The 7,238-nt window shown below is 68.2% G+C and carries 9 protein-coding genes and 4 pseudogenes; 6 read left to right on the top strand and 7 right to left on the bottom strand.

Features of this window, described 5'->3' with window-relative positions:
- On the bottom strand, positions 1-320 hold a 320-nt coding region (locus tag ACWDKQ_RS14740), incomplete at its 3' end, for a transposase (RefSeq protein ID WP_450139273.1).
- Positions 293-688 carry a transposase domain-containing protein gene (locus ACWDKQ_RS14735; protein ID WP_450139272.1) on the bottom strand — a complete coding sequence of 132 codons (396 nt, stop codon included), beginning with the start codon at positions 686-688 and terminating at the stop codon, positions 293-295. The genes ACWDKQ_RS14740 and ACWDKQ_RS14735, both read right to left, overlap by 28 nt.
- A gap of 264 nt (positions 689-952) precedes the next feature.
- On the opposite strand from ACWDKQ_RS14735, the gene ACWDKQ_RS14730 reads away from it, so the two are divergent.
- The gene (locus ACWDKQ_RS14730) at positions 953-1,411 is read left to right on the top strand and encodes a phosphatase domain-containing protein (RefSeq protein WP_450139271.1); all 459 of its coding nucleotides are present in this window, start codon (positions 953-955) and stop codon (positions 1,409-1,411) included.
- A gap of 67 nt (positions 1,412-1,478) precedes the next feature.
- Here the strand turns inward: ACWDKQ_RS14730 and ACWDKQ_RS14725 are convergent, their stop codons facing one another.
- The gene (locus ACWDKQ_RS14725) at positions 1,479-1,760 is read right to left on the bottom strand and encodes a hypothetical protein (RefSeq protein ID WP_450139270.1); all 282 of its coding nucleotides are present in this window, start codon (positions 1,758-1,760) and stop codon (positions 1,479-1,481) included.
- Positions 1,761-1,914: 154 nt separating this feature from the next.
- Positions 1,915-2,760: a hypothetical protein gene (locus ACWDKQ_RS14720; protein ID WP_450139269.1), complete on the bottom strand. Its 846-nt coding sequence runs from the start codon at positions 2,758-2,760 to the stop codon at positions 1,915-1,917.
- A gap of 258 nt (positions 2,761-3,018) precedes the next feature.
- On the opposite strand from ACWDKQ_RS14720, the gene ACWDKQ_RS14715 reads away from it, so the two are divergent.
- From ACWDKQ_RS14715 to ACWDKQ_RS14705, 3 genes and pseudogenes are all read left to right on the top strand, one after another.
- Positions 3,019-3,303, top strand: a complete 285-nt coding sequence (locus tag ACWDKQ_RS14715; RefSeq protein WP_450139268.1) for a hypothetical protein — start codon at positions 3,019-3,021, stop codon at positions 3,301-3,303.
- 40 nt (positions 3,304-3,343) lie between these two features.
- Positions 3,344-3,544 carry a hypothetical protein gene (locus ACWDKQ_RS14710; RefSeq protein ID WP_450139267.1) on the top strand — a complete coding sequence of 67 codons (201 nt, stop codon included), beginning with the start codon at positions 3,344-3,346 and terminating at the stop codon, positions 3,542-3,544.
- Positions 3,541-3,974, top strand: a pseudogene (locus tag ACWDKQ_RS14705) (acyl-CoA dehydrogenase family protein); the annotation flags it as partial. The gene ACWDKQ_RS14710 and the pseudogene ACWDKQ_RS14705, both read left to right, overlap by 4 nt.
- A gap of 4 nt (positions 3,975-3,978) precedes the next feature.
- On the opposite strand, the pseudogene ACWDKQ_RS14700 reads toward ACWDKQ_RS14705, so the two are convergent.
- Positions 3,979-4,165, bottom strand: a pseudogene (locus tag ACWDKQ_RS14700) (acyl-CoA dehydrogenase family protein); the annotation flags it as partial.
- A 31-nt stretch (positions 4,166-4,196) separates the two neighbouring features.
- Between ACWDKQ_RS14700 and ACWDKQ_RS14695 the strand changes: the two are divergent.
- Positions 4,197-4,326: pseudogene (locus tag ACWDKQ_RS14695) on the top strand (acyl-CoA dehydrogenase family protein); the annotation flags it as partial.
- A 25-nt stretch (positions 4,327-4,351) separates the two neighbouring features.
- On the opposite strand, the pseudogene ACWDKQ_RS14690 reads toward ACWDKQ_RS14695, so the two are convergent.
- Positions 4,352-4,588 (bottom strand): annotated as a pseudogene (locus ACWDKQ_RS14690) (CoA-transferase); the annotation flags it as partial.
- Between the two features lie 119 nt (positions 4,589-4,707).
- On the opposite strand from ACWDKQ_RS14690, the gene ACWDKQ_RS14685 reads away from it, so the two are divergent.
- Positions 4,708-5,622, top strand: a complete 915-nt coding sequence (locus ACWDKQ_RS14685; RefSeq protein WP_450139266.1) for a LysR substrate-binding domain-containing protein — start codon at positions 4,708-4,710, stop codon at positions 5,620-5,622.
- A 720-nt stretch (positions 5,623-6,342) separates the two neighbouring features.
- Here ACWDKQ_RS14685 and ACWDKQ_RS14680 read toward each other — a convergent pair.
- Positions 6,343-7,197 (bottom strand): alpha/beta hydrolase, encoded by an 855-nt coding sequence (locus tag ACWDKQ_RS14680; RefSeq protein ID WP_450139277.1) that lies wholly within the window; start codon positions 7,195-7,197, stop codon positions 6,343-6,345.
- Positions 7,198-7,238 lie beyond the last annotated feature (41 nt).

Here is a 7,238-nt window from a genome sequence, read left to right as displayed (position 1 = left end):
CCGTTTTTGAGTCTGATCAGGGCATCGGCTCCGGTGGCCGCGATGTCGCGGATCAGGTCCTGGGCGCCGAAGTTGCGATCGCCCAAGAGGATCATTCCCGTGTGGAGGCTGCGCAGCAGGCGAGGTGTGTAGGTGGTTTCGCCGGTGGTGGTGGGGCCGAACACCGCGTCGATGACGGTGCGGGTGCCGCACGCGAGCAGGGCCACCAGCCGGATGTGCGGGTAGCCGGTGCCGCCGTGATTGCCCCGCTGTTTGGTGAAGCGGGTGAGCATGCGCGGGTTGTCGGCCACGGTCAGGGTGGTGCCGTCGATCGCGCACACCAGCAGGCCCCGCCAGTGGGTTCCGCGTTGCCCGGGAGTGGCCGCTGGGCCACGCAGCAGGTCGAACAGCCACCGCAGCGGTGCCACACCGACGCGGCGGCGGGCCGCAGCCAACGCGGCACCGGTGGGCGCGGCGGTGAGGAGCCCTCCAGCCCGGCGGTCAGCTTGCGCCACACACCCGGATACCCGGCCTCGGGAAACAAACAGGCAGCCGGCAGCAAATACACCACCACCCGCGACGGCAGATCCCTGATCCGCTGCTGCACCGTCCTGGTCTGTGTCAACGCCTCGTCGAGGATCTCAAACGGCACCAACTGGGTCAGCTCACCAAGGTGACCGGGCGCGAACCGACCCCCAGCCACCGTCACGGCACGCCTACTGACGGACTGAATTTCCAACGGAGTTCCTGCTGATCATCGATCTTGGTCGACGCTGTTCTAGCAGGAACTCCGTTCCTTACTTCAGGGCGTACCGATCTTGACCGCGTCGGCCCCTTGACATCAGGCCAAACACCCAAACTTCACGGCCTTGGAACTAGCCCTCGAGCCTGTCGGCGCTGATGATCGTTTGCGTGTGCTGTCTGGTATCGAGCACTCAAGACGGGCTGTCGTTCTGGTCCGTACGGTGGTTGCATGACCGACTCGTGGGATCCGGCTGGCGCCGGGGTGCTCCGACTTCCGTCGGGGCGTCTGGTCCGGGGGCGTGGTCTGCGGAAGCCGTTGCCGCCCGGGCTGGCGCCGACCTTCGCGATCTACCTCCTCGGCAAGACGCCGCCGGAGTTCGAGTGGGAGAGCCGCTGGTTGCGGTGGCCGGACTTCCGGCTGCCCAGCGACCGGGAGCACGCGCGCGAAGTCCTGTACGAAGCCTGGGAGCGTGCGGAAACCGAACGGGTGGAGATCGCCTGTGGCGGCGGGCGCGGGCGGACCGGAACCGCCCTGGCCTGTCTCGCGGTCATCGACGGAGTACCCGCGTATCAGGCGGTCTCCTACGTTCGGTGGCGCTACCACGGCCACGCGGTCGAAACCTCTTGGCAGAAGCGGTATGTCGCCCGCTTCACCGCAACGCCCGATCGAAGCTCCACTTCGGGCTGAACCGAGTTCCGGCGACGGCCATCGAGATTCGCGCGGCCGACTCCTCCGCCGGTGACCCGCCGCTTGCTCATGCCCGCTGCGGCGGGTCGCCGCCGGTTTCGCCGAGGAGTTCTTCGCACAGTTCCAGGCCGACTCGGCGGACGCCGGCGGGCAGCTCACCGCGGCCGGCGGCGAGTGCGAGCTCGTCGAGGAAACCGACGAACACATATCGGCCGTAGGGCACGATCGGCGCCCGGCCGACCGCGCTCTCGGCCTGCTGACGACGGGCCCGGCGGCGAACGCATTCGGCTGTCCGGGCGATGAGGTCGTGGTCGGCCCGCCGTTGGCGGAGCTGTGCGTGCGTTACCACGGACAGTCAGCCCCGCCCGTGGCCGGCGTGCACCCCGCGGAGCGTTGATTGCGCACGCAAGTAATCGAACATGCGTTCAGTCTTGCAAAGTCTTTCCTTGATCGCATCTCGCCGATGCCGGGCCGCAGGGCCGGTCACGGTCGGGCGGGCGCGGTCACCGGAAGGTCACCGTCGCCTCGGCCATCACCGTCTCGGGCGCGGTCCGCACCATCATGCCCCCGTCCGGGCCGCCGCAGACCAGCAGGGGGTCCCCGGCGAACACGGGGCGCCGCAGCCGGTAGGTCACGCCCGCGATCTCCCGCTCCGGTTTCTGCTGCCGGGCCAGTTCGGTCATCAGCAGCACCAGGATTGGGCCGTGCACCACGAGGCCCGGATAGGACTCGACCTCGCGCGCGTACGGCGCGTCGTAGTGGATGCGGTGCGCGTTCGCGGTCAACGCGCTGAACCGGAACAGCCGCACCGGGTCGCCGGTGAAGGCCTGCTGCCATGGCGCGTCCGAGGCGGGCAACCCGGTGGGCTGCGGCTCGTCGGGGCTCTTGACCGAGCTCTCCCCGCTGCGGTAGACGAAATCCTGCTCCTCGACGAATAGGACCTCGCCATCCTGTCGGTACTCGCCGCGCACCGTCACGAATGCCATCTCGCCGAAGCGGCCCTGCTTGACCGCCACGTTGGCCAGCGACGACGTGCGCTCGGCCGGCACGCCCAGTCGTAGCGGGCCGGTGACCGCGAGGCGGCCGCCAGCGAACATCCGCCGCCGGTTCGGGATGGGTGGCAGGAAGTGACCGCGGGTTGGGTGCCCGTCCGCGCCGAGTTCGCTGTGCTGCGGCCAGTCCAGGAAGTGGACCCAGTGCCACAGCGGCGGCAGCGCCTCGGTGTCGGCGAACCTCTCGGGCGTCCCCAGCACCGCTGCCAATGCCCGCGACGGCTCCGGGGAAAGGGTGTCCGCGTCCAACAGCGGCTCGGGCCGCCAGCCCTGCAGGTAGGTGTCGAGACCGGGCACGGGGCCTCCTTCCGGCTCGGGCCAGCGCAGGCCCGGCTGACATTGATTGGCCGTACAAACTCGCCGCTAGTCTGTGCGCACCGGCGTGCGCCAGCAACGAGTCGATGATACTGGTGTAGTTGATTCCGCCAACAGGTGCCGTTTCCGGCGGAAGGTCGCGGGCTTGGCGCGGCGGCACATTTGGCCGTACAAATATGTGCGGACGGCCGATCGACGTGGCGACGCCGCAGGAGGTGGCGCGCTGGTGGAAAGGATCCGATGGCATCCATCGCTGAGTCCCTCGCGCAGTGGTCGACCCAACTCGAACCGACCACGGACGATCTAGCCCTCGCCCAGCGGTCCCTCGCGACACCGCGGCGGTCACGCTGGCCCAGCGGAACCACCCGCTGGCCGAGATCGCGGCCGGGTTGCCGGGCGCGGCGCACTGGGCTGGTCGAGAAGCAGCTGGCAACCGCGATGGTGCTGGCCGTCCCGGCTGCGGGCGGGCGCCAGAACGCTTTCGGCACCCATGGAAATTCGCTTCAGGTCGGATTCGCCGCGTAGGCCAGGTTCGCGCCGCCAAGTTCGCGGAGGCGGGGGGGCGATGGCGAACCCGGGCGCGCTGGACGCCTGGCTGGAGTTGGTCGGCGGCTCCGGTGGGCTCCGGTGGGCCCGGCGCTGCCTGGCGGCCTGGCCCGCGCTGCTGGCGGAGGCGGACTGGGAATCCGTCCGCGAGCTGCGGCGGTGGACGTTCCCCCGCGCCGGGGCGTCGAGTGAGTTTCTGCCACCGCAAGGAAGGCATTGAGCACATTGGACATCCTCAGCGACGACGAGAAGCTGGCCGTGGAAACGGTGCGCGACTTCGTCGACAGTCCGCCAAACCGGTGGTGCCGCAGTTGGAGCACTCCAACACCTATCCGGAAGCTCTCATCGAGCAGATGAAGGAACTGGGCATCTTAGGGCTCGCGATCCCCGAGGAGTACGGCGGCACACCGGTTTCCACGCCGTGTTATGTGCTGATCGTCGAGGAGCTGGCGCGCGGCTGGATGAGCCTGGCCGGCGCGATGGGCGGGCACACCGTGGTGTCGAAGCTGCTGCTGCACTTCGGCACAGAGGAGCAGAAGCGCAAGTACCTGCCGAAGATGGCCACCGGCGAAATCCGCGCGACGTGGCGCTGACCGAGCCTGGCGGCGGCTGTGACCTGCAGGCGATGACCACCAACGCCCGCCGCGACGATGGGGTCTCCACACCCTTGTAACCGAGCTTGGGCAGATCACGGGAGACCGTCAGGCCCAGGCCGGGTTCGACGAGCAGGATCGAGATGCCCTTACGCCCCGGGGTCGCGGCCGGATCGGTCTTGCAACATCAGTGCGATCAGCTGTGATCGGCGCGAGTTCGTGATCCAGGGCTTGGCCCCGTTTACCACTTACTCTCCCCCGCTCTCGGCTTCGCTCGAGCGGGAGGAGGCTGTCCTTCGACGACCACCGCGCCCCGCTGTCCGCGCTGCTCGGCGGCGAAGAGGGTCAGGGCTTCGCGCAGATGATGAAGGGCCTGGCAAGCGGCCGCATGCAGGTCGCCTCCCGCGCGACGGCGGCTACGGCTACTCGACGGAGATGCCGAGGTCGGTGATCATCCGCGTGACCCCCGAACCCAGCGGCCGGATCCCGTCCCGCAGCGCCCGGTCCGGGCCCGGCGAGGTGCAGAAGTCCAGTTCGGACATGAAGGAGCGCCGGTCGTGGCGGCGCATCACCACGAACACCTCGCGGGAGTTGGCCATCACCTCCATGGCTCCGCCCGAGCCGGGCAGCCGCACCTTCGGCGCGTGCCAGTCGCCGATGACCGACGAGTGCGCTTCGGGTACGCGTCACATTGCCAGCCGACATTGATAGCTGTCTAATGCTGAATTGATGTCGGATCAAGAGGCATTTCTTATGGATTCCCCGGGCGTGGGGTGAGCAGAGGTCGATCGTGGAGCTGCGTTACCTGACCGCATTCGTCGCCGTCGCCGAAGAACTCCACTTCGGCCGGGCCGCCAAGAGGCTGCAGATGGCGCAACCGCCCCTAAGCCAGCAGATCCGGCAGTTGGAGAAGGAACTCGGCGTCCGGCTCTTCGAGCGCAACACCCGGTCCGTGCGGCTCACCAGCGCCGGCGAGTCGTTCCTGGAGCCTGCCCGCACGGCGCTCGACGACGTCGACATCGCGGTGCGCGCGGCGAAAGCGGCCGGGCGCGGGGAGTACGGCCGGGTCACCGTCGGCTTCGCCGGCGCGTCAAGCCACGAGTCCCTGCCGCGGCTGACCCGCGCGGTGCGCGCCGCGCACCCCGGCCTGGAACTCGTGATGCGCGGCCAGACCTACGCGAACGTGGCGCTGGCGAAGGTGGCCGACGGTTCGCTGGATCTGGGCTTCGTGCGGCTTCCGGTCAACCAGGTGGGCTCGCCGACGCCCGGAGTGCACACCCGGGTGATCGAGGTGGAGGAGCTGATCTGCGCGCTCCCGACCGATCACCCGCTGGCCGCGAGGGAGAGCATCCCGATCGAGGACCTGGCCGACGAGCCGTTCGTCAGCTTCCCGTCCAACGCCGGGTCGACGGTGCGTGATGCGTTGGTCAAGGCGTGCGTGTCGGCCGGCTTCAACCCGCGCGTGGTCCAGGAGGCACCGGATTCCTACACGATCCTCGCGTTGGTCGCTGCAGGTGTCGGGGTGACGCTGACGCTGACTTCCTGCCAGCACATTCAGCAGAGCGGCACCGCGTACCGGCCGCTGGCGGGCGCGCCGATGCGGCTGCACGCCGCGCTTGCCTGGCGCAGTGACAACAGCTCCGCCGCCCTGCGCACGGTCCTCGGCATCGCCGAGGAAGCCCTACCGACTCCGGAGGACGGATGATCGTCCCCTCCAGGAAAGTTTTGCGGAATTGATAAGGCTGTTGTCTCGCAGCCGCACTGATTACGTATTGGACACCTCTTGGTTCGGGTTTCACCGTAACCGCCGTCACATCGGGACGCGGGCACCGTTCGAGGCTGCCCGCGGGCACCGAGCGGGCACCGAGCCTCAAGGGAGAATGCATGGGTGCGGCCAACGCGCGCAAACAGAGCCGGACGGCCAGCCGCACCGGTATCGGGGCCTTTACAGGCTCGATCATCGAGTGGAACGACTCGTGACCCCACGAAATAACGAGACGCGCTAACGACGTCGATGCGGGTCAGAGCCTCGCCCGACTTTTCGGAGGCACTGCGCGCAGAGACCGTGGGGACGACCTCACCCACACATGATCGTTAGCGCGCTCGACAGCGTGGGAAGCAGGAGCCATCTTCCGCTGCGCGACGCGCACGAGAGAGAGGCCCGTCGTGGGTTGGATCGAGCCTTCCAAGCGCGCCGCAACAGGGGATGCGGGCCATCCGGGCGACGTGAGAAGTCGAACATGCTCCGCAAGATCATGAAGGGCGCGGTCGATCAGGAACTCCGCGACGACGACCCGACCAGCACGATCGCCACGCCCTTCGTGCACGCAAGAAAGTCCGCATCCTCACGATCGCCGAGATCGATGCGAGCTCCCCGGAGTGCGGGCCGCCCAGCGCGGCGGTCGCACAGCCGCGGCGTTCGCGCTTACCGGGCCCGGCAGGTCCTGAGGTAGCTGAGGAACGATGCCTGCAGGCCAGTCACGTGCGTTTCGCGCAGGACCGCGCTGGTGACGGCTCCGCCGCGTAAGGTGAGGCGGTGAAGGACGGTGGCCGTGTTCTTCGTGATGTTTTGGTAGATGGCCAGGTCTCCGAGCAGCTCTCGCTCGTTGAGGGTCACGTGAAGCTTGGCGGCTTGCTGCCTGTCTCCCATCTCTTGGAGCTGGGCGAAGATATGACTGTCTTCACCGGCGACGCCGGGGCTGCCCGCTCCGATGCTCTCGAAGAGCGTGCTGCCGGTGAGCCAGGTGTAGAGGCTGAAAAGTCCGCCGTAGGAGTAGCCGAAAAGGCCGTGACCGCTCGTGGCTGTGCCGTAGTCGCGTTCGATCCGGGGGTGCAGTTCCGCGGTGAGGAAGCCCAGGAACGCATCGGCGTGGGTGTCGCGCAATGCGGCGAGGTAGGCGTCGGCTTCCTCGCGTGTCCTCGCGCCCGCTTGAACCCCCGCCTCCACGGCATCGATGAGCTCCTTGGCGATGGGCTCGCCGGGTGGCACGAGGTCTCTGTTGCGCAGCCGATCCCAGTGCTGTGCTTCTTCGCCCGCGTAGCCGACGCTGACCTGGATGTAGGGCTGGATCCGCTGCATGGGGTCCGCCTGGGTGACGATGAGCGGAGCCGTCATGCCCACGGCCCAGTTGCCGTCGAGCACATACACGGCAGGCGCTCGCGTCGTGGTGGGGTCGTAGCCCGGTGGCGTGGTGACCCAGACGCCGTAGTCGTGCCCACCGCTGGAGCGCATCTCGAAGTAGTCGGTGTCGGCGAGGCAGCCGTGCCACATGGTGCTGATAGCACTACCTTCTTTCATGGTCGGGACCTCCGGGGAACGCT

The sequence above is a fragment of the Saccharopolyspora sp. NPDC000995 genome (assembly GCF_053599315.1).
Note: the sequence above shows the minus strand (reverse complement) of the source record. Positions and strands in the feature narration are given on the sequence as shown.